Genomic DNA, 19,362 nt, shown 5'->3' with positions numbered 1-19,362 from the left:
GTCTTTCGTCTCCTGCGCGCGTCGGCGTGGCCGCGGGCAGGGTCACCAGCGCCCGTTCCCCCCGCCGATCATGGCAGGACGCGCCGCAGGGCGGCCAGCGGCCGTGCCAGCGGGCGGGGCGGAAAGCTGCGCCGCCAGGTCTCGGCCAGCCCCGCCAGCGCTTCGGCGTGGGCAGGGTGAGGCGGAATGGCGCGGGCGAGATGGTCGATGGTCATCCTTGTGTCGATCGCAAGGGCCAGAAAGGCCAGAAGGTCGGCCACATCTGTCCCCGCAACGCCCGCGCCCACGATCCGGCCACCGGGCCCGGCAACGACCTTGACCACGCCCTCGGTATGACCCGAGAGGCGCGCCAAGGACAGGTCCGCCACCGGCTGGCGCAAGAGCACAGACTTGCCTTTGTAGCGCCGCCGCGCCGCGCCTTCCCCCAGCCCGACCCAGCCGATCTGGGGGTCGGTGTGCACCAGCACCGGAATGCGCCTCGGGTCCAGCCGCTCGAGCGAAAATCCCAGAACGCGGTCGGCCACCATTCGCGCCTGATAGCGCGCCGCGGCAACGGACGAAAACCCGCCCAGCGCGTCCCCTATGCAGTAGATGCGCCAGTTCGAGGTGCGCAGCGATCGCCCCACGGCCGGGGCGGGTCCGTTCATGCGCACCCCGGCCCGGCGCAGGGACAGGCTCTCCACCTGTGGCACCCGCTCGGGGGCGATCAGAAGATGGCTGCCCGAAACCGTCGTCTCGTCCGCACCCGCCCGAAGATGCGCGCGCAGGCCCTCGGCCGATGTCGAGACCGCCGTAAGGCTCGTATTGGTGCGCAGGGCGAGCCCCTCTGCCCGCAACCGGCGCATGACGATGTCGGCCAGTTCGGGGTCCGCATCCGAAAGCGGATCGCCCGGATCAACGAGCGTCACGGCGCACCCCAGGCGCAGATAGGCCTGGGCCAGCATCAGAGCGACCGGACCGCCGCCATGGATCAGGAGATGCTCGGGCGCTTCGGTGAGCCCCGATGCGGTCTCGGGGGTAAGGTAAGGGACGGCATCGATCCCGGCGATCTCCGGGCGCGGAGTGGCGGCGCCCGTGGCGATCACGAAGCGCCGGGCCCTGATCAGCGTTTCGCCCGCCAGGAGGCTCCGCCGCCCGGTAAAGGCGCCGTCGTGCCCGATCACCTCGATGCCCTCGGCAGCCAGAATCGCCTCCGCGTTATCGGGCGCCGAGGCGTCCAGCACCTCGCGGGTGCGCGCGGTGATGCGCGAGAATTCGATGTCGGGCGGATAGGTCTCGATGCCCAGCCGCCGCGCGGTACGGACCTCCTGGGCCCGGCGCGCGGAGGCGGCCAGCGCGCCGGCGGCAAGCCCGCCCCAGTGCAGCGGGGTTCCGCCCGTGCCGTCGCCATCGACCAGCACTACGCTCGCCCCCAGCGCGCGGGCCTGCCGGGCCAGTGCGATTCCGCCCGGGCCTGCGCCGATCACGCACAGATCGACTTTTATTTCTCGCGCCACGAAATCCCTCACACACCCGGACAAATTGTGCTGCCCCTGGCTTTTAACGTGGGATTGGACGGGTGGCCAGCGGCTGTGCCATGAGATGGCTTTCGCAGCGGGGCATGGCGCCGGCCGCGCCCAGGAGAGAAGAGCGGTACAGCCACCATGAAACGTGTTCGCGCCGTTCTCGCCCTTTCGCTTGCTCTGGCCGGTCTCCTGGCGGCTCTGCCGGTCCGCGCCACGACCCCCGAGATCCAGCGCGCGCTGGCCAATGCCATGTCCGGGGAGGGTAACGGTCCGTCCGCGCCCACCGCCGAGACGCGCCTGGCTCTTGCCGACGCCGCCCTTGCCTATTGGCGCAATTTCGCGGACCGCCTGCCGGCCTTGACGTCCGGGCAGGAGGCGCTCGTTGCCGAACGCGATGCCTTCGTCTTTACGCTCGACCCGGCAGCGGACAACCGGTTCCACGAGTTGAACGCCTCGCCGGCGATCGCCCTAGATGCCCTGATCGATAGCGTTGCGGGTTGTGTAGCCGATCACGAGGCGCTCGTGCCCGCGGTGGGCGGGGACGAACGAGCCGAAGCGGTCGCATGGCTGGGCATCGTCCACTGCTATTTCAGCGCCCGGTATTCCTATTGGCTGGCCCGGGCCGATCTCGATGGCGGCGGCGTCGCGGGCACTTTCAAGATGCAGTATTTCGGCATGATGCTCGAGGAGGTCTCGACCCGGATCGCCCCGGCCCTTTCGGCGGGTCGATAGCGGGGAAACACGGGCGCCATGGATTGACTTGGCGTCCGCTTTCCTCCTATAAGCCGGCCAACCTTTGCCGGTGGCCAGGGACGATTGTCCATTGGCCGTGCGGCAGAACAGATGATTTTAAGGCACGTGCAGTCGAGAGGATCGCGCGGTTTCGCGCGGTGAAAACTTATGAAGCGTACTTTTCAGCCCAGCAATCTCGTGCGCAAGCGCCGGCACGGTTTCCGCGCCCGCATGGCAACCAAGAACGGTCGCAAGATCCTGGCCCGTCGCCGTGCGGTTGGCCGCAAGCGGCTGTCGGCCTAGATCGCTTGCGCGGCGTCATGTCTCGGACGCCAGAATCTCCGCTTCGGCGCCTGAGGGTTCGGGCGCAGTTCAAGAAAGCCGCGCGGGGGATGAAAGTCTCCAGGCGCGGCTTTGTGCTGCAGGCGGTTTCGGTTGACGCGCCCGACACAGGGATCGGATATACCGTAACAAAGAAGACGGGCAACGCACCCGAGCGCAGTCGCATCAAGCGGCGCCTGCGCGCCGCGGCAAAGGCTTGCGCGGGCACCTTCATCCCGGGGCATGATTATGTCCTGATCGGTCGCCGCGAGAGTTTGAGTGAGCCGTTCGGTTCCTTGGTGAGCGGCCTTGAGACGTCGATCGAGCGCATTCACGGCTCACGGGCCAGGCGCGATTCAAGCGAGCGATAAAGACACCATGACAGACAATCGCAACATGATACTCGCCATCATCCTGAGTATGATGGTCCTTTTCGGATGGCAGTATTTTGTTGCCGGCCCGCAGCTCGATCAGGCCCAGCAGCAGGCGGAACTGGCCAGTCAGCAGGAGGAGGCCGGGTCCCCCGATATCGCGGCCCCGGCAGGGGAGGGCGTTGGGCCCGGGGCGTCCGATGCCGATATCGGCCAGTTCGAAACCCGCGAGGCCGCCATCGGCGCCGCCCGCCGCATCCCCATCGAAACCGACGCGGTCACAGGCTCGCTCAATCTCACCGGCGCCCGCATCGACGATCTGCAGCTCAAGCGCTACAACGAGACGACCGATCCCGACAGCCCGATCATCACGCTGCTCTCGCCGGCCGGCTCGCCCGAGCCCTATTTCCTTGAGCAGGGCTGGGTCGCGCCCTCCGGCAGCGACGCCCAGCTCCCCGATTCCCAGACCCAATGGGCGCTGGCGGAGGGTAGCCCCGAGACGCTGGGCCCAGATGCCCCGGTGATGCTGGAATGGGACAATGGCGAGGGCCTCGTCTTTGAGCGCACCATCAGCCTCGATGAGAACTACATGTTCGAGGTCACCCAGTCGGTGACCAATACGGGCGAGGGCGACACGGCGCTCTACCCCTATTCTCGCATCAGCCGGCTCTACACGCCCCAGACCCAGAACTTCTTCATCCTTCACGAAGGCCCGATCGGCGTTCTGGGGGAAAACAATCTCGTCGAGATGAGCTACGGCGATCTCGCTGGCGACGGCCAGCGCGACTACGCGGCCACTGGCGGATGGCTCGGGTTCACCGACAAATACTGGGCGACCGCGATCATCCCGACCCAGGACGAGGTGGTCAACGCGCGCTTCTTCCACAGCCCGCGCGGCACCAGCAACAATGACTACCGCGCCAATTTCGTCTCCCAGGACGCGGTGGTGGTTCCCGCCGGCGGCAGCGCCGAGCACACCAGCCTGGCTTTTGCCGGTGCCAAGGTCGAATCGATCATCGACGCCTATGAGACCGGCTACGGCATTTCCCGCTTCGAGCTGATGATCGACTGGGGCTGGTTCCACTTCATCACCAAGCCCATGTTCTACCTCATCCGGCTGCTGTTCGAACTGGTGGGCAATTTCGGCCTCGCCATTCTCGCGGTGACCGTGATCATCAAGGCGATCTTCTTTCCCCTGGCCAACAAGAGCTATGCCTCGATGGCCAACATGCGGCGCGTCCAGCCGCAGATGAAGGAGATCCAGGAAAAGCACAAGGAAGACCGTGCTGCCCAGCAGCAGGCCATGATGGAGCTCTACAAGAAGGAAAAGATCAATCCGGTCTCCGGCTGCTGGCCGATCCTGATCCAGATTCCGGTCTTTTTCGCGCTCTACAAGGTGCTCTTCGTCACCATCGAAATGCGCCACGCGCCCTTCTTTGGCTGGATCCAGGATCTGGCGGCCCAGGATCCCACGACGATCTTCAACCTTTTCGGCCTCATCCCCTACGATCCCACCATCGTACCGGTGATCGGGCCGTTCCTGCAGGTCGGCGTCTGGCCGCTCATCATGGGTCTGACCATGTGGGTCCAGATGAAGCTCAACCCGCCCCCGACCGATCCAACCCAGGCCATGATCTTCGGGCTGATGCCCATCATCTTCACCTTCATGCTGGCGACCTTCCCGGCCGGTCTGGTGATCTACTGGGCATGGAACAACTTCCTGTCGGTCGTCCAGCAATGGTTCATCATGCGGCGGCACGGGGTCACAGTGGATCTGATCGGCAACATCAAGGCCAGCTTCAGCCGCAAGAAGTCCGAGCCGGCCGAATAGAGCGTTTCCCGGAAAAGCTGGAACACTTTTCCGGGTCGGAAATGCGAGAGATCATAGCCAAGGGCCGGGCGACCGGCCCTTTCGCTTACCAGCCACGAGCGCCCGATGACCCAAGATCGAAACGAAACCACGCGATTGCTCTTTGCCCGCCCCTGGGTGTTTCTCAAGGGCTGCGTGCGGGTCGCTGACCTGCCCGCCGACGATCTGATCGAAGTGGCGTTCGCCGGACGCTCTAATGTGGGCAAGTCCTCGCTCATCAACGCACTGGTCGGCCAGCGGGCCCTGGCGCGCACATCCAACACCCCGGGCCGCACCCAGGAGTTGAACCTGTTTGCGCCCGAGGAGGGGGGCATCCGCATCGTGGATATGCCCGGCTATGGCTTTGCCAAGGCGCCCAAGCCTGCGGTCGAAAAGTGGAACAAGCTGATCCATCAGTTCCTGCGTGGCCGCCCGAACCTGCGCCGCGTCTATGTTCTGGTCGATGCCCGGCACGGCCCCAAGCCCAACGACGCCACGGTCATGAACGAGCTCGACACCGCCGCGGTCAGCTATCAGGTGGTGCTCACCAAGGCCGACAAACTGCCCGACAACGGCCTTGCTGCCGTGCTGGCGCAAACCGCCCGGTTCATCGCCAAGCGCCCCGCCGCCCATCCCGAGATCATCGCCACTTCGAGTGAGAAGAGCCAGGGCATCGATCATCTGCGCGAGGAAATCGCCCGGTTCCGCGAAGGGCTCTGAAGCGTTTCCAGGCAAAGTGGAAACACTTTCCGGTTCGCAGACTCGACAAACCAGAGACTTGGAGCTCCGACGCTGTCCAGCGCAGCCTATTGGGGGGCGACCCAGTCCGCGTAAAGCGCCTTGAGCAGCGAAGTGTCGAGCTGGCCGTAGCGGTATCCGCTCTCGGCGCGCGGCGTCGACCCGGCATCGGGCTCGGGCGAAACGACGAACTCCACAAGCGGCGTGGAGCTGATCTCGAGCATTCGGGCCACGTCTGCCGGCGCGAATTCGTAACAGACCCCGGCACCCACGCAGTCTGTGGCCAGCGTCGCGCTGAACCGCTCGGCCTCCTCCATCCAGGTTTCGTCTTGATAGTAATCGCTCGCTGAGCCGAAGGTCTCGGGCATCGGGGTCGTGTTCACCAGAACCGCGACCGTCGCGGTCAGGCCAAGGAGCGCACCGGCGTCCTGGGACCAGGTGACCAGACGCATCCCGCCCTGCGGGGTGAGCGCAAGGTAGAAGCTGCCGTCATAGCCCTGCATGTACCCGTTTATCGGTCCATGCCAGATCTTGGCGGCCACGCCGCCCGTGGTCGATGCGATAAGGTCGATATAGCTCGTGCCCTCATGGCCGCGCTCGGCCAATGTGTGGCCGCCCATTTCGGTCGCCACCTCGAGCAGCACCCGGTCGATCACCGACCGCGCGCGGCCCTGCAGGAACATCATCTCCCAATTGTCCTGGGAGTAGAGCCCGAAGCTGGGGTCCAGCACGCCATAAAGGGAGTAGTCGTCGAGATAGGATCCGAAGGGGTTGAACGGCTCGCCCGTGTCCATTGCGGTCTGCAGCTCGGCGGTCACCGCGTTGCGCGCCGTTGACGAGAATGTGGGGAAGTTGGCGCCATAGCGCTGCTGGAGATACATATCGTAGCGCTGGGCCGCGGCCACCTCGTCGGGGTTGAGTGGAATGCGGTAGAGGTCGGTTTCGGGCAGCGAGGCGAAGTGGAAGGCGAGCAGCAGGTCGCTGAACACGTCCGAAAGCGCCTGCGGCAGGAAACGCCCCAAAAGGGCCTCCGCTTTCTCGCCGCACCCCATGGCCGCAGCCCGGTCCCGCGCAATGGCGTCGTGTTCGTCGATCACCCCCCAATAGGTCTCGTTGTCTGGGTTCGCGATGTACCAGCCGGTCGCGTCGCGCCTGTCCGCGACCAGATCCTGCAGCGCCAGGTGCTCGACCGATTTCAGGCCCTGGCACAGCCGGTTGATCTCCAGCGCCGTCTGGATTTCGAGATAGGCCTCCACCGCCGCTTGGCTGTCTTCGTCCGTGCTCTGGGTCCATGCCGGACCGGACCAAAGCGCCGCTCCGGCCAGAACGACAAGCAATCCCGATATGCTCTTCATGCCGTGCACTCCGCTCCAGAGGCTATGATGAAACGTCACATCCGGTCGGCAAAGCGCGCCAGCACTCCATCGAGCGCGGTGCTGATCGGACCGGTGTAGCGCATGTTCTCGGTCTGCGGCGCGCCCAGGTCCGAGCTTCCGGCGGGCGCGAACACCAGCTCGTACTGGTCTGCCTCGCCGGCCAGCCGTTCGAGAAACCCCGGCTCGACCTCGTAGCACGGGCCGACGGCGCAGCTCTCGGCAGCAAGCGCCGTTGCGCCGAACCCGGTTGTGAAATCGCGCCAATCGTCTCGGCTGGAGAGGGTGAACACATCGACACCCTCAGGGGGCGGTTCGGTCCGAAGCATGAGATGAGCTTCAAAATCGCCCGCGCTCAGCGTCCCGTCCACGACATTCAGTCTCAACTGCCCCTCCGGGGACATGCCCACGAAGGCTTTGACATCGCGTCCGTCGGCCGTCTTGTAGGTCCGGGGCCATTCGGTGCCCAGAACCGCCAGTGACCCGTCCGCCTCCACGAGCACGATTGCGTCCGAGCCGTAATAGGTGATGGCCGAGACCCCATAGCCGGCATCGGCCATGATCTCTTCGGTCAAAGCCGCGTCGGTGACCTTGTCGATCCAGCCATGGATTTCATCGAGCGTTCGGGACGTAAACATGGTCTGGGCGAGCGCGGTCGCCTCCTCGCGCAGGGTCTCGGTGTAACCCCGAAAAGTAGCTGCCAGCCGGTCGGCGTAGGTTTGCATTGCTGCATCGGCGCCCTCTGCCAGGGGCCTGTGCAGTGCATCGGCGGGGTCCAGACCGTTGAAATGGATGGCGAGCATGAACAGCGCGAGATTGAACCGGGAGGCATCGGTGAAAATGTTCTGATGCAGGGCCGAGGCGCCGATGTCGCAGGTGTCGGGGATCCGGGACTCGGCCCTGGTCTCCAGATTTTCCACCAGAATCATGTAACGCCAGACTTCCTCGTCCTCGTGCTCTGCCTGTTCCTTTGCGGTCGCGTCGATCTCGATGTCGGCGCGCAGATAAGCATCGTCGACAAGAATGCCCAGCCCGATCCGGTCGGTGGCGCGCAGATGCAGGCATTTGAAATCGTTGAGACGCTCGATGGCCCGCAGATCGGCATATTCGATAAAGGCCGATTGCTGGGCGCCTGCGGGTGCGGCAGCGAGCCCCACGGCCAGTGCCAGGGCGAGACCCGAAACCCATGCGGGCGATGTTTTCATGATGCGCGCATTCCCCTGCCTGACCAGCCCCATCATGGCAAAGCCGCGCGGGCCGTCGACCCCCCGAACAGGGGCGCCCGGGGAGCTCCAGAGCGTTGATTTTGCGCGTGTCCGAACAGGGCAGTTTTCCCATCCCGGATCGGGGTCCGGGACAGGCATTTTTCCTCGAAACGCTCTATCGGCGCGCCGCGATCAGGAACCGCCCCAGCCCGCGCGCCAGCGCAAGGCTGTCCACGGGCTCGGCTAGACCCGCCAGCGCGGCGTCGACTGCGGCGTCCGAGAGCGGATTGTCCCGCCGCAACTCGCACAGCCCCTCGGCTATGGTGCGGTCGAATTCGGGATGCGGCTGGACCGATATCGCGCGGCCGTTCTCATAGACCAACCCCGCATTGGGGGTGAAGTTCGATGCCATGAACACCCGCGCCACGGGCGGCGGGGAGCGCACCTGATCCTTGTGCGAGCAGGCGATCGAGAGCGTTTCCTGTTCGAGCCCGAGCGCTTGGGGCGGATCGATCAGCCGGTAGGTGTGGCGCCCGATGCCCCAGCCGGCCGGCGCCTTGCCCACATTCCCGCCCAGCGCGTCGGCCATCACCTGATGGCCGAAACACACCCCCAGCATCGGCGTGCCGGTCGCGTAGGCCGCACGGATAAAGGCGCGCAAAGGCTCCATCCACTCCGTCTCGTCATAGACCCCGAAGGCCGAGCCGGTGATCACGATGCCCTCGGGTGCATCGGGCGCGGGCAGGGGTTCGCCATCGAGCACGAGGACCTGGTCGAAGGTGAATTCGCATCCCGCGGCGGCGAACATGTTTTGGAAGTACGGGGGATAGCGGTCGAGACGATCGCGCAGGCGCGCAGGGGTCTCGCCCACGGTCAGCAAAGTCAGGTTCATGAACATCCGGTGGCATCAGAAACGAAAACGGCGCGCCGTGCGGGCGCGCCGATATCCTAATGCGTTCGCGGGAAAAGTCGAACCCGCTTTTCCGGCCGCAACAGCCCGGGGTCAGGCAGCGACGAAACGCAGGGCCACGCCATTGATGCAGTGGCGCTTGCCGGTCGGCTCGGGGCCATCGTCGAAGATGTGGCCCTGATGGCCGCCACAGCGCGAGCAGTGACACTCGGTGCGCACCATCCCGAACGTGTTGTCCACCGAGGTGCCGATCGCGCCCGGCTCCGCTTCCCAGAAGCTGGGCCAGCCGGTGCGGCTGTCATACTTGGTGTCCGAGGAATAGAGCGCCTGATCGCAGCCCGCGCAATGATACATGCCCGGATCGTAGACCTTATCGAGCGGCGAGGTGAACGCCCGCTCCGTGCCGTGCTCGCGCAGCACGTAAAATTCCATTTCCGAAAGGCGCTCGCGCCATTCCGCTTCCGTGAGGGTGAATTCGAAGTCGCCTTCGGCGGCGAGCGTCAGCCGCTGGGACAGACCCACGACGCTGGCCCCGGCAAGGGCACCAGCACCAAGCAACCATGTACGTCGGTTTATCATCTTCGTACCTCCTCATGCGAGGGTGCCTTCAGGCATCGTCCATCGCAAATCACATTCCCTTGGGCCGAACTGTCGGCGCCCGGCCGGGTCCTCTATCGTTTCCTACGCGCCAGGACCCGATTCGGATCGCCGTGCGCAGGAGGGCAGGATAGAGGAGCGAAGCCCGGCCGGGCCCCTATAAGGCCCGGCGCGCATAAGGACCTCATGCGCGCCAGGCCTCACGTCAGGATCACATCGCGGGCAGAAGCACGGCGTCGATGACGTGGATCACGCCGTTGGACTGGATGACGTCCGCGATCGTGACGTTGGCGGTGCCGCCCTGCTCGTCGGTGATGGTGACCATCTCGCCGTCAACGGCAACCTCGAACTGGCAGCCCCCGATGGTGTCGATGGTGAAGGTCCCGCCGCCGTCGGCAGCCATGCCCATGATGTCGGAGGCGAGCGCGGTGCCTTCCATCACGTGGCAGGTCAGAACGGTCTGCAGCATCTCGAGGTTTTCTTCCATCAGCAGGGTGTCGACCGTGCCTTCGGGCAGGGCGTCGAACGCGGCATTGGTGGGTGCGAAGACGGTGAAGGGACCTTCACCCTGAAGGGTGTCCACGAGACCGGCGGCCTCGACTGCGGCCACCAGCGTGGTGTGGTCAGCCGAATTGACCGCGTTCTCGATGATGTTCATCTCGGGCGACATCGGCGCGCCGCCGACCATCGGGTTTTCCTGTGCACCGGCTGCGCCGGCGGAAGCGACGATGACGAGGGCCGAAACGCCTGTGGCAAGGGCGGAAGAAAAGTTCAGCATGATACCGTCTCCATAAGGACTTGGCTTGGAACCGACCTTCTCGGCCGGTCTACACGCAAAGCTACGGAGACGGGTTTGGGAAAGTTTCGCGCAAGCCGACAAAGAACTCAAATCGTCGTGACGGTGCCCAGAGCCAGCACCGGGCCGGTGGGGCCATCGGTGGGCGACCCGCCGGCCGGCTCGAGACTCACCGCCAGCGCAACGCCCCGGTCCAGCAGGGCGCGCGTCTGGGGCGAAAGCGCGACAGTCGTGCCCTCGCCGGGACTGACCACTCCCAGCGAAACTGGCGCATCCTCGCCCACGATCGCCCAGAGCTCGTAATCATTGTCCGGCCCGGCCGGCCCGGAGGTCAGCGAGAAGCGCAGCACATCCTCCTCGCCCGAATAAAAGGCGAGCGCCGACATCTCCCCCTCTGTGGGCGCAAGCGCGGCCACCATGCGTTGGGGTTCGGTCTGGGGTGCCGGCTCGGGCGTCCAGACGTAAAGCCCGATCCCAATGGCCGCCACAAGCGCCGCGGCCGCCGTCGAGGCGCGCCAGAACGCCAGCGAATCATACCACCGGGCAGCCGGGCGGGCCGTTGCAAACAGCCGCGCCTCGACGCCCTCATAAACGCGCGCCGGCGGGGCGACCTCTTCATAGGCGTCGTCAAAGCGCGCCATGTCGGCCTGCCAGCGGGCAACGGCCTGGGCAAATTCGGGGTCGGTCTCGACCGCGCGGCGCGCCGCGTCGAGCTCGGAGCCTTCGAGAAGCCCGAGCACCAGTTCCCCAGCCCGCACGTCGCGGTCCTCCGGCGGTGTCAGTCCTGTCGGTTCGCTCATGAGTCCAGACACTCCCGCAACCGGAGAAGACTGCGGCGTAGCCAGGTACGCATGGTGTTTATGGGGATCGAGAAGCGATCCGCGAGATCCTGATAGCTTTCGCCGTCCACATAGGCCAGCCGGACGGCCTGGGCGCGATCGGGCTCGAGTTCCCCGAGGCACCGGTCGATCCGCGAGCCCTCGCTGGCGTTGACGGCGGCCTGTTCGGGGGTGGGCCCGGAATCGGCGACCGCTTCGGCTGCATCGAGATCGGCCAGCGGCATGCGCCGCCGACGCAACTCGTCGATGGCATGATTGCGGGCTATGGCAATCAACCAGGTCATGGGCGCTGCGGCGTCGGGGCGATAGCTCCCGGCGCGTTGCCAGATTTTGACGAACACGTCCTGCACGGCATCCTCTGCTTCGGCTTGCGACTTGAGAATACGCAAGCTTACCCCGAAGAGTTTCGCACTCGAGTGCCTGTATAGTTCGCGAAATGCCGCCCGGTCCCTGAGCGCCACGCGCGAGAGCAGATCGCCGATATCGGCCCTGGTGCCGTTCATGTCTCGTCCCGTCCGCACGACCGGTCTGCCCGGGCGCCCTCGCGACCCCCGTTTGCCGGTCTGGATCGGCCGCCCCGCTCTGGCCTCGCGTGCAAACTTGGGTTAGGGAGAAGACAAAGTCAAACAGGTTCGCCGCCCGCAATGACCAACGTCACAGATACCGCCCAGGACATCGCCGCCGCTCACGAGAACGCCTATGACGCGGAGGTGCTGTCCAAGGCGCTGCCGTTCATGCAGCGCTACGAGAACAAGACCGTGGTCATCAAATATGGCGGCCACGCCATGGGTGATCCGGCGCTGGGCCGGGCCTTCGCCCGGGACGTCGCACTGCTCAAGCAGTCCGGGGTCAATCCCATCGTCGTTCACGGCGGCGGCCCACAGATCGGGGAAATGCTCAAAAAGCTCGGCATCGAATCCAAGTTCGAAGGCGGCCTGCGCGTCACCGACCGGCGCACCGTCGAGATCGTGGAAATGGTGCTGGCCGGCTCGATCAACAAGGAAATTGTGGCGCTGATCAATGCCGAAGGCGAATGGGCCATTGGCCTGTGCGGCAAGGACGGCAACATGGTCTTTGCCGAAAAAGCGCAGAAAAAGGTCCTCGATCCCGATTCCAACATCGAACGCATTCTGGACCTTGGTTTCGTCGGCGAGCCGGTGGAGGTGGACCGCACGCTTCTCGACCTGCTCGCGCGCTCGGAAATGATCCCGGTCATCGCTCCGGTGGCGCCCGGCCGGGACGGGGAGACCTATAACATCAACGCCGACACCTTCGCCGGCGCCATCGCCGGCGCGGTGTTCGCCAAGCGGCTGCTGTTTCTCACCGACGTGCCCGGCGTGCTCGACAGGGACGGCCAGTTGATCCCCCAACTGTCCATTCTCGAAGCCAAGCGGATGATCGCGGACGGCACCATCTCGGGCGGCATGATCCCCAAGGTGGAAACCTGCATCGAAGCGCTCGACCGGGGCGTGGAGGGCGTCGTGATCGTCAACGGCAAGACCGCCCATTCGGTTCTGCTCGAATTGTTCACCGAACACGGGGCCGGCACGCTGATCGTGCGCTAGGAGCGGTTCCAGGAAAAGTGGGACACTTTTCCGGTTCGGAAACGCGACCACGGGAAAGGGCTGTGCTCACAGAGAACGCTTGGCGGCTTTCTCTGTGAGCGCGACGAGCGCCAGCGATCACAGCTTCGTTCCCGGTCATTTCCCGTTCACCGATTTCAGGCATAATGGCCTGATGAACACCATGATCACGCCGTCCCCCGCGCTCGACCACGTCACCGACTGGATCTTTGATCTCGACAACACGCTCTACCCGCGTGAGTGCAATCTGTTTGCCCAGATCGATACGCTGATCACCTCCTACGTGATGAAGATCGCCCGGCTCGATTTCGACGCGGCCCGCGATCTTCAAAAGACCTACTACCGCGATCACGGCACGACGCTGGCCGGGCTGATGGTCTCCCATGACGTGGACCCGGATGATTACCTCAAGGCCGTCCACGCCATCGATTATTCCCCCGTTCTCGCCCATCCCGAACTGGTCGCATCGATCGCGGAGCTGCCCGGGCGCAAGTTCATCTTCACCAATGCCGATGCCGATCACGCCCGTTCGGTGCTGGCCCGGCTCGGGGCGGACGACCATTTCGAGGCGATCTTCGATATCCGCTCGGCGCAGTTCCGGCCCAAGCCGCTGCGCGAAGCCTATGACCAGTTCCTCACCGATCACGGGGTTAGCCCGGCCAATGCGATCATGTTCGACGATCTGGAAAAGAACCTTCTGGTCCCCCACGAGGTCGGCATGGCCACCGTGCAGGTCGTGGCCGGGCAGGGGTTCGCGCATGACCAGGTCGATGCCTGGGAGCTCGGCCAGGGCACGGGCCTGGCTCACGTCCATCACATCACCGACGATCTCGTGGGCTTTCTGGGCCGTCGCGGGCGCTGAAACCACGGCGCTTGGTCCCATTGGTGGGGCAGGCTGGATCGCTGGACGGGGGTGATGCGTTTGAGAGATACGCACGCTTCATTCTCACCAGCTTCGAGGTCGACATGACTGTCCGCTCTGCCAGAACCCTTCTCGCCACCGGCGCCATCTCGCTCGCCGCGGTCAACTCCGCTTTCGCCGTCGAGCCCGATGCGTTCGGGGATCGCCTCGTTTCGGTGCTCGACACAATGGGCCTTGCCGCCACGGTGGGAGAAGCCCGTCAGGAGGACGACGCCATCGTGCTCTCGGGCGTCACCATCGACGTTCCCGGCGAAGCGCCCGTCGCCATCCCCGGCGATCTGGTCTTTTCCGCGGTCAGCGAAGACGCCAATGGCGATTTCCTTGCCCGGAGCGCGAGCGTGGAGGATTTTTCGGTCGAGCTGCCCGCCATGGAGCGGGAAGACGCCATTGAGGACATAGGTCCCCAGACCCTGTCGGTCAGCGGCATCGCCTTCGAGAACATCGTCCTGCCCGCCTCCGGCGAATACAGCCATATCGACGCCTATCGCTTCGTCTCGCGCGCCTCGGTGGGGCCGATCACGCTCGAGGCCGAGGGCGAAACCCTGCTGTCCATCGGCGCTATGGACGCCTGGTCCGACGCCTCGGCAGGAGATGCCGGCCTCGTTTCTGGATTCGAGATCGCGGATCTCGAGACCGGCGAAGGGCTCGATCTCGACTTCGCGGAGCTCGGCCTGCCCGCAGCGCTCGACCGCGACGGGGTCTCGACCGATATCGTGATGGAAACCACCTGGAACGTGGAGGCCGGAGAGATCGAACTCACGGAGGGGCGCATCAGCCTCGACCAGTTGGCCACTCTTGAGATGTCGGGCGTCTTCGCTGGTTACGACCTCGCCTTTTACGACCGCATGATGGAGATCAACCGCGCCTATCTCGAGCTTCCGGCCGAAGATAGCGCCGAGGACATGGCCGCGCTCGATGCCGATGCAATCGATACGGTCATGGATCTCGAACTCGCGAGCTTCGACCTGCGCTATACCGACCAGGCGCTTCTGGCGGGGCTGTTTGAAAGCGATGCGGAACTGCGCGGCACCGCCCAGGGCTTTGCGGGCCTCGCCACGCTCCTGCTTGCAGGGCAGGGCGACGAGGCGCTCGCCCAGAGCGTGGGGGAGGCGCTCGATGCCTTCGTCGCTGATCCCCAGTCACTGCACGTCTCGCTGGCGCCCGATACCCCCCTGCCGCTCAGCGTTCTTGCCGATCCCGGCATGGACCCGGTCGACATCATCGCCCGGCTCAATCTCTCCGTGACCGCCAACGCGGAATAAATGCTGCGCCGGCGGGGCTCGATCGGCCCCGCCGCACTTCCCCGCGCCTCAGACTTCGGTCTGGGGGAGGTTGTAGGTCTTGCGCACGATCTCCCAGGCCTCGTCTGCCGTGTCCACGATCGTGAACAGGTGCAGATCGTCGGGACTGATCGTGCCCTCTTCGGCCAGCGCCTCGAGATTGAGCACCCGGCTCCAGAAGCTCGCGCCAAACAGCAGCAGTGGAATGCGCTCCATGCGCCCGGTCTGAATGAGAGTCACGGTCTCGAAAAACTCGTCGAGCGTGCCGAACCCGCCCGGGAAAATCGCAACGGCCCGGGCCCGCACGAGGAAGTGGATCTTGCGGGTCGCGAAATAGTGGAAATTGAACGAAAACTGGGGCGTCACATAGATATTGGGTGCCTGCTCGTGCGGCAGGACGATGTTGAGCCCGATCGAGGGCGCGCCCACATCCGCTGCGCCCCGGTTGCCCGCTTCCATCACGCCCGGCCCGCCGCCGGTCACCACCACGTAGTCGGTGTATCCCGTCGCCTCGGCCGTGCGGGAGGCGAGCTGGGCGAAGCGGCGCGCTTCGGTGTAATATTTCGCGTTCGCCTCAAGGTTCTTTTTCGCCGTCTCGGTCTTTGCCGCCCAGGCCGGCTTGCCCGGCTCGGGGATGCGCGCGCCCCCGAACAGCACCACGGTGGAGTTGATGCCCGCCTCGCGCAGCCGGGACTCGACCTTGAGGTATTCGAGCTGGAAGCGCATACCGCGCAGGTCTTCGGAGGTCAGGAACTCCTCGTCGGCGAAGGCGAGCCGATAGGCGGAGGCCTGGGTCTGGGGCGTCGCCGGAGAATGGCGGACGACCTCGATATCCTCTTCGGAGGTGCGCAGCGTGGTATGGCGCTTTCGGTTCATCTGTTCACCCCAATGTTGTGCCGGCCTGGCCAGCGCGTTGGGGCCGGTGTTAGAGCGCTATTGGGCAAAGTGGAAACACTTTTTCGGTTCACAAACCCGGCATCGCAGACGTGAGGGGCGCCGGGCCCCGCCGCGCGGCGCCGCACTCAACCGACCGTATCCCCGCGAATCGCCTGCCAGCGATCCTGCTGGGTAAGCATGGCTCGGATATAGTCCATGTTCGCGGCCACCTGGTCGGCGGGCAACTCGGCCGAATAGATCGCGCGCGCGTCCTCGAACCGGCCCTGCAACCCCAGCACCAGCGCCAAATTCTGCCGGATCTGGCTCGTTGCCCCGGGCAGGGACACCGCGATGCGCAGATGCTCCTCGGCGACCTCAAGCTCCCCGGTCATCGAATGGGAAAGGCCCAGATTGGCGTGCAGGCGCGGCTCGTTGGGCGCCAGCAGCAGCGCCTGCCGATAGGATTGGCGCGCCCGCTGGTGCTCGCCGCGCTGGTCGAGAATCGCCCCGCGCACCGAAAGCGCGTCCCAGTGAGGCGCCACCGGATCGATCGAGGCGTCCAGAACCCGCAGTGCCTGATCGAACCGGCCTTCGGCGGTCAGCGCGCGCGCGTAGGCAAGGCTCACCGCCCGGTCGTCCCCATGGCGCGACATCAGCTCTTCCATCACCAGCACGGCCGGCTCGGTCTGGCCCGCGGCCCGCAGCGCCGCGGCGTAGTGGATGCCAAGGGTCGCGTTCCGCGGATCGGCGCGGTAGCGGCCCGCCAGATCGGCGACGCTGGCCTGGATCTGGGGGCCCGAAAGGTTGGAATAATCCGCATGGATGGCGGGGTCGATGCGGTTGGTCGCGCAGGCCGAAAGGACAAGGGCAATGGCCCCGGCAAAGAGGACGGCAGACAAGCGGCGCGAGGCGGAAGAAAGGTGCATGTGACCTCTGGCGCTCCATCAAACGAGGGGCCCGGGTCATTGGCCTGATCCGGTGGAACAGGGTGACCGCGGGGGCTGGCCGGCAGGCCCCCGCCGCCGACAGTCAGCATCCCTTCAGGCAATAAACCATTAACCCTAACACCGGGTTAATCGCCCCGCTGCCCAAGCCTCCCGGGGATTGGCCGGTCGGCCGCTCCGGGGTATGAAAGAATGCCCTATCAATCCCCGCTCGCAAGGAGTTCGCCCCCGTGCCCCAGCCGATCGCCATAAGCTGCCTTTCGCCAGACGCCGCCGCCGGACTGGAGGGCAACGCCGCAGCTTGGGCCCGCGCCAACCGGTTCGAGGGGCAGGCGGGCCGCCTGCTGGCGGTGCCGGACGGAGAGGGCGCCATCGGCTCCTATCTCTTCGGCATGGGCAAGGATGCCGACCGGCCGCCGCTTCTCCTCGGGCTTGCCGCGGCGAGCCTGCCCGAGGGCGAATACCGGCTTGAGGGCGATCTCGGGGATCCGCTGATCGCCGCGCTGGGGTTCCGGCTCGGCGCCTACCGGTTCGACCGCTACACCAAAGCCGACGCCCCGCCGGTTCTGGCCGAGATTCCCGAGGGCTGCGATGGCGCCGAGCTCGAGCGCCAGGTCGCGGCGGCCACCATGGCACGCGATCTCGTCAACACCCCGGCCAACGATCTGGGGCCCGATGCGCTCGAAGCCTGGGTCCGCCAGTTCGCCGTGGATCGTGGTGCCGACATCTCGGTCATTGCCGGCGACGCACTCTTGGCCGCCAACCTGCCCATGATCCATGCGGTGGGCCGGGCCAGCGTCGAGGCGCCCCGGCTGGTGGATGTGTCGTGGGGCGATCCGGCCCATCCCCGCCTCACCCTGGTGGGCAAGGGCGTGACGTTCGACACCGGCGGGCTCAACATCAAGCCGGGGTCCTCCATGGCGCTGATGAAAAAGGACATGGGCGGCGCGGCGAATGTGCTCGGGCTCGCGCACGCCATCATCGATGCCCGCCTGCCGGTGCGCCTGCGCGTGCTCCTGCCCATCGTCGAGAACGCCATTTCCGGCTCCGCTTTCCGCCCCGGCGACATCCTCCCCTCGCGCAAGGGGCTGAGCGTGGAGATCGGCAACACCGATGCCGAAGGCCGGCTGATCCTCGCTGACGCCCTGACCCTGGCCGATGAGGAGCGCCCCGATCTCATCATCGACCTCGCGACGCTGACCGGCGCCGCCCGTGCCGCGCTGGGGCCCGAGCTGCCCGCCTTCTACGCCCGGGCCGACGGCTTCGCGCAAACGGTTCTCGATGAAGGGCTCAAGGCCGGTGATCCGCTCTGGCGCATGCCGCTCTGGGCCGGGTACGACCGGATGCTGCGCTCGAACGTGGCCGATCTGAGCCACATTTCCTCTGGCCCGTTCGCCGGCTCGATCACCGCCGCGCTGTTTCTCAACCGGTTCGTCGATCCGGGCACCGACTGGGCCCATGGCGATATTTTTGCCTGGTCGCCCGAGGCGCGCCCGGGACGCCCGGTCGGGGGCACCGACCAGGCCATCCGCGCCCTCTATGGCGCGTTCAGGAAGCGCTATGGCAGCTGATCAATAACCGCGCTCGCGGTCGACCACGTTGCGCAGCGGCTTGCCCGCTTCGTGGTCGAGCAGCATCTGGGAGAAATACCGCGCCCCGTTCCGCTCCGAGGAGATCGCCGCGATATGGGGGGTGACAAAGCAGTTCTCCAGCGTCCAGAGCGGGCTGTCCTTGGGCAGCGGCTCGGTCTCGAACACATCCAGGCTTGCCGCCGAGAGCGTCCCGTCCTCGAGCGCCTTGATGATGTCGGCTTCCTTCTGGTGGCCGCCGCGGGCCGCATTGACAACCACCGGCCCCCCGATCAACGTCCCGCGCCGCAGCTTCTTGAACGTTGCGTAGTTGAGAATCCCGCGGGTGTCGGCGGTCAGGGGCAACAGGTTGACGAGGATGTCCGTGGCGCCCAGGAACGCATCGAAGGTCTCGTCGCCTGCATAGCGGGTAACCCCGTCCACGTGCTTTTCGGTCCGGCTCCAGCCATTGACCTTGAAGCCCAGCATCACCAGCTTGCGCGCCGCATCGACGCCGAGCTGGCCCATGCCCATGATCCCCACCGAGATCGCGGTGGCCGGGGGCGGGTAGAGCTGGCTCCAGATCCGCGCCTTCTGGTGGGCCGCATAGCGTGAGAACAGCCGCTGGTGCATGGTGACGCTGGCGATCACGTAATCGCTCATGCACTGGGTCAGTTCGTCATCGACGAACCGCACGATGGGCACGCCTTCGGGCAGGCGCGGGTGCTGGAGCAGGGCATCCACGCCCGCGCCCAGCGAGAGCACCGCCTTGAGATGATTGAACCCGTCGAACGCGTCGTCGGATGGCTTCCAGGCGAAGATGTAGCGGATGTCGTCGGGGTCGTAGCTGTCCGAGCGCAGCAGCACGGGATAATTGCCAAGCGCCGAGCGGAACCGCTCGGCCCAGGCGTGTTCGTTGACATCGGCGAGGTGCAGCAGAAGCGCCATGGAAT

At 65.7% G+C, this 19,362-nt stretch carries 20 protein-coding genes; 9 read left to right on the top strand and 11 right to left on the bottom strand.

Going from position 1 to position 19,362, the window contains the following annotated elements:
• Window positions 1–68: 68 nt before the first annotated feature.
• Entirely contained in the window at window positions 69–1,496 is a 1,428-nt protein-coding gene (locus EO136_RS10895) for a dihydrolipoyl dehydrogenase family protein (protein WP_164730539.1), read from the bottom strand.
• A gap of 147 nt (window positions 1,497–1,643) precedes the next feature.
• Here EO136_RS10895 and EO136_RS18580 point away from each other — a divergent pair, with 147 nt between their 5' ends.
• The 5 genes from EO136_RS18580 to yihA all read left to right on the top strand — a co-directional run bounded on the left by EO136_RS18580 (window position 1,644) and on the right by yihA (window position 5,498).
• Window positions 1,644–2,237, top strand: a complete 594-nt coding sequence (locus EO136_RS18580; protein WP_164730538.1) for a hypothetical protein — start codon at window positions 1,644–1,646, stop codon at window positions 2,235–2,237.
• Between the two features lie 168 nt (window positions 2,238–2,405).
• A complete protein-coding gene (rpmH, locus tag EO136_RS10885) occupies window positions 2,406–2,540 on the top strand; it encodes a 50S ribosomal protein L34 (RefSeq protein ID WP_127144437.1) in 135 nt (44 codons plus the stop codon).
• A 17-nt stretch (window positions 2,541–2,557) separates the two neighbouring features.
• A complete protein-coding gene (gene rnpA / locus EO136_RS10880) occupies window positions 2,558–2,929 on the top strand; it encodes a ribonuclease P protein component (protein ID WP_127144466.1) in 372 nt (123 codons plus the stop codon).
• Window positions 2,930–2,936: 7 nt separating this feature from the next.
• Window positions 2,937–4,760 carry a membrane protein insertase YidC gene (gene yidC / locus EO136_RS10875; RefSeq protein ID WP_127144436.1) on the top strand — a complete coding sequence of 608 codons (1,824 nt, stop codon included), beginning with the start codon at window positions 2,937–2,939 and terminating at the stop codon, window positions 4,758–4,760.
• Between the two features lie 105 nt (window positions 4,761–4,865).
• On the top strand, window positions 4,866–5,498 hold the full coding sequence (gene yihA, locus EO136_RS10870) for a ribosome biogenesis GTP-binding protein YihA/YsxC (protein WP_127144435.1): 633 nt from the start codon (window positions 4,866–4,868) through the stop codon (window positions 5,496–5,498).
• Between the two features lie 86 nt (window positions 5,499–5,584).
• Here yihA and EO136_RS10865 read toward each other — a convergent pair whose 3' ends face one another.
• The 7 genes from EO136_RS10865 to EO136_RS10835 form a co-directional block, all read right to left on the bottom strand.
• Window positions 5,585–6,871: a hypothetical protein gene (locus EO136_RS10865; RefSeq protein WP_127144434.1), complete on the bottom strand. Its 1,287-nt coding sequence runs from the start codon at window positions 6,869–6,871 to the stop codon at window positions 5,585–5,587.
• A gap of 35 nt (window positions 6,872–6,906) precedes the next feature.
• Entirely contained in the window at window positions 6,907–8,094 is a 1,188-nt protein-coding gene (locus EO136_RS10860; protein WP_127144433.1) for a hypothetical protein, read from the bottom strand.
• A 175-nt stretch (window positions 8,095–8,269) separates the two neighbouring features.
• Complete coding sequence (locus EO136_RS10855) at window positions 8,270–8,986, bottom strand: type 1 glutamine amidotransferase (RefSeq protein ID WP_164730537.1); 717 nt, start codon at window positions 8,984–8,986, stop codon at window positions 8,270–8,272.
• A gap of 111 nt (window positions 8,987–9,097) precedes the next feature.
• A complete protein-coding gene (gene msrB / locus EO136_RS10850; protein WP_127144431.1) occupies window positions 9,098–9,583 on the bottom strand; it encodes a peptide-methionine (R)-S-oxide reductase MsrB in 486 nt (161 codons plus the stop codon).
• Between the two features lie 229 nt (window positions 9,584–9,812).
• The gene (locus tag EO136_RS10845; protein WP_127144430.1) at window positions 9,813–10,379 is read right to left on the bottom strand and encodes a fasciclin domain-containing protein; all 567 of its coding nucleotides are present in this window, start codon (window positions 10,377–10,379) and stop codon (window positions 9,813–9,815) included.
• 107 nt (window positions 10,380–10,486) lie between these two features.
• Complete coding sequence (locus EO136_RS10840; protein WP_127144429.1) at window positions 10,487–11,197, bottom strand: anti-sigma factor; 711 nt, start codon at window positions 11,195–11,197, stop codon at window positions 10,487–10,489.
• The gene (locus EO136_RS10835) at window positions 11,194–11,739 is read right to left on the bottom strand and encodes a sigma-70 family RNA polymerase sigma factor (protein ID WP_127144428.1); all 546 of its coding nucleotides are present in this window, start codon (window positions 11,737–11,739) and stop codon (window positions 11,194–11,196) included. The genes EO136_RS10840 and EO136_RS10835 overlap by 4 nt, the downstream gene beginning before the upstream one ends.
• Window positions 11,740–11,880: 141 nt before the next feature.
• Between EO136_RS10835 and argB the strand changes: the two genes are divergently transcribed.
• From argB to EO136_RS10820, 3 genes are all read left to right on the top strand, one after another.
• Window positions 11,881–12,801, top strand: a complete 921-nt coding sequence (argB, locus tag EO136_RS10830; protein WP_425466605.1) for an acetylglutamate kinase — start codon at window positions 11,881–11,883, stop codon at window positions 12,799–12,801.
• A gap of 79 nt (window positions 12,802–12,880) precedes the next feature.
• Window positions 12,881–13,681, top strand: coding sequence for a pyrimidine 5'-nucleotidase (locus EO136_RS10825; protein WP_342773413.1), 801 nt, complete (start codon window positions 12,881–12,883; stop codon window positions 13,679–13,681).
• Between the two features lie 104 nt (window positions 13,682–13,785).
• Complete coding sequence (locus EO136_RS10820; RefSeq protein WP_164730536.1) at window positions 13,786–15,003, top strand: hypothetical protein; 1,218 nt, start codon at window positions 13,786–13,788, stop codon at window positions 15,001–15,003.
• A gap of 48 nt (window positions 15,004–15,051) precedes the next feature.
• Here the strand turns inward: EO136_RS10820 and EO136_RS10815 are convergent, their stop codons facing one another.
• Together EO136_RS10815 and EO136_RS10810 are read right to left on the bottom strand one after the other, a co-directional pair.
• Window positions 15,052–15,897 carry an LOG family protein gene (locus EO136_RS10815; RefSeq protein WP_127144426.1) on the bottom strand — a complete coding sequence of 282 codons (846 nt, stop codon included), beginning with the start codon at window positions 15,895–15,897 and terminating at the stop codon, window positions 15,052–15,054.
• A 146-nt stretch (window positions 15,898–16,043) separates the two neighbouring features.
• A complete protein-coding gene (locus tag EO136_RS10810) occupies window positions 16,044–16,823 on the bottom strand; it encodes a tetratricopeptide repeat protein (protein ID WP_127144425.1) in 780 nt (259 codons plus the stop codon).
• A gap of 221 nt (window positions 16,824–17,044) precedes the next feature.
• On the opposite strand from EO136_RS10810, the gene EO136_RS10805 reads away from it, so the two are divergent.
• Window positions 17,045–18,412 (top strand): leucyl aminopeptidase family protein, encoded by a 1,368-nt coding sequence (locus tag EO136_RS10805; RefSeq protein ID WP_484237552.1) that lies wholly within the window; start codon window positions 17,045–17,047, stop codon window positions 18,410–18,412.
• Here EO136_RS10805 and EO136_RS10800 read toward each other — a convergent pair whose 3' ends face one another.
• Entirely contained in the window at window positions 18,413–19,357 is a 945-nt protein-coding gene (locus tag EO136_RS10800) for a 2-hydroxyacid dehydrogenase (RefSeq protein WP_127144424.1), read from the bottom strand. It abuts the gene before it with no gap.
• Window positions 19,358–19,362: the final 5 nt, after the last annotated feature.

Source organism: Pelagibacterium montanilacus (assembly GCF_003992665.1).
Lineage (GTDB): Bacteria > Pseudomonadota > Alphaproteobacteria > Rhizobiales > Devosiaceae > Pelagibacterium > Pelagibacterium montanilacus.
Note: the sequence above shows the minus strand (reverse complement) of the source record. Positions and strands in the feature narration are given on the sequence as shown.

Excerpts from the sequence above, each read along its gene's own strand:
- EO136_RS18580 (WP_164730538.1), top strand. The coding sequence starts at position 1,644 with ATGAAACGTGTTCGCGCCGTTCTCGCCCTTTCGCTTGCTCTGGCCGGT.
- rpmH (WP_127144437.1), top strand. The coding sequence starts at position 2,406 with ATGAAGCGTACTTTTCAGCCCAGCAATCTCGTGCGCAAGCGCCGGCAC.
- rnpA (WP_127144466.1), top strand. The coding sequence starts at position 2,558 with ATGTCTCGGACGCCAGAATCTCCGCTTCGGCGCCTGAGGGTTCGGGCG.
- yidC (WP_127144436.1), top strand. The coding sequence starts at position 2,937 with ATGACAGACAATCGCAACATGATACTCGCCATCATCCTGAGTATGATG.
- yihA (WP_127144435.1), top strand. The coding sequence starts at position 4,866 with ATGACCCAAGATCGAAACGAAACCACGCGATTGCTCTTTGCCCGCCCC.
- EO136_RS10865 (WP_127144434.1), bottom strand. The coding sequence starts at position 6,871 with ATGAAGAGCATATCGGGATTGCTTGTCGTTCTGGCCGGAGCGGCGCTT.
- EO136_RS10860 (WP_127144433.1), bottom strand. The coding sequence starts at position 8,094 with ATGAAAACATCGCCCGCATGGGTTTCGGGTCTCGCCCTGGCACTGGCC.
- EO136_RS10855 (WP_164730537.1), bottom strand. The coding sequence starts at position 8,986 with ATGAACCTGACTTTGCTGACCGTGGGCGAGACCCCTGCGCGCCTGCGC.
- msrB (WP_127144431.1), bottom strand. The coding sequence starts at position 9,583 with ATGATAAACCGACGTACATGGTTGCTTGGTGCTGGTGCCCTTGCCGGG.
- EO136_RS10845 (WP_127144430.1), bottom strand. The coding sequence starts at position 10,379 with ATGCTGAACTTTTCTTCCGCCCTTGCCACAGGCGTTTCGGCCCTCGTC.
- EO136_RS10840 (WP_127144429.1), bottom strand. The coding sequence starts at position 11,197 with ATGAGCGAACCGACAGGACTGACACCGCCGGAGGACCGCGACGTGCGG.
- EO136_RS10835 (WP_127144428.1), bottom strand. The coding sequence starts at position 11,739 with ATGAACGGCACCAGGGCCGATATCGGCGATCTGCTCTCGCGCGTGGCG.
- argB (WP_425466605.1), top strand. The coding sequence starts at position 11,881 with ATGACCAACGTCACAGATACCGCCCAGGACATCGCCGCCGCTCACGAG.
- EO136_RS10820 (WP_164730536.1), top strand. The coding sequence starts at position 13,786 with ATGACTGTCCGCTCTGCCAGAACCCTTCTCGCCACCGGCGCCATCTCG.
- EO136_RS10815 (WP_127144426.1), bottom strand. The coding sequence starts at position 15,897 with ATGAACCGAAAGCGCCATACCACGCTGCGCACCTCCGAAGAGGATATC.
- EO136_RS10810 (WP_127144425.1), bottom strand. The coding sequence starts at position 16,823 with ATGCACCTTTCTTCCGCCTCGCGCCGCTTGTCTGCCGTCCTCTTTGCC.
- EO136_RS10800 (WP_127144424.1), bottom strand. The coding sequence starts at position 19,357 with ATGGCGCTTCTGCTGCACCTCGCCGATGTCAACGAACACGCCTGGGCC.